Source organism: Pontibacillus chungwhensis BH030062, assembly GCF_000770675.1.
GTDB lineage: Bacteria > Bacillota > Bacilli > Bacillales > BH030062 > Pontibacillus > Pontibacillus chungwhensis.
This window is the reverse complement of sequence record NZ_AVBG01000038.1, coordinates 1-257: the sequence shown is the minus strand read 5'-3', so window position 1 is coordinate 257 and position 257 is coordinate 1. Positions and strand designations below refer to the sequence as shown.

1 pseudogene is annotated in these 257 nt (G+C 68.9%); it reads right to left on the bottom strand.

Annotated elements, in window-relative coordinates:
• Positions 1-257: pseudogene (locus N780_RS19655) on the bottom strand (DDE-type integrase/transposase/recombinase); the annotation flags it as partial.

Genomic DNA, 257 nt, shown 5'->3' with positions numbered 1-257 from the left:
CGTGCCGGCAGGATCACCGTCTGGTAATGACGCGCGCACTCCAGCGTGGCCCGGTTCAGGCCCGGCTCGTAGCGATCCGGCTGGGCGACCAGGGCGCGCGGATTGTCCGGCACAACCATTTCCGGCACGCCGCCAAAGTAGGTCAGAGCCTGGCCCAGCGAGGTCAGCCAGTCCACCTGGGTTTCGCCTGGCGTCGCGCAGGCATAGGTGTAATTCGAGGCGCCCAGGGCGGCGACGAAGATGTGCGCCCGGCGCAC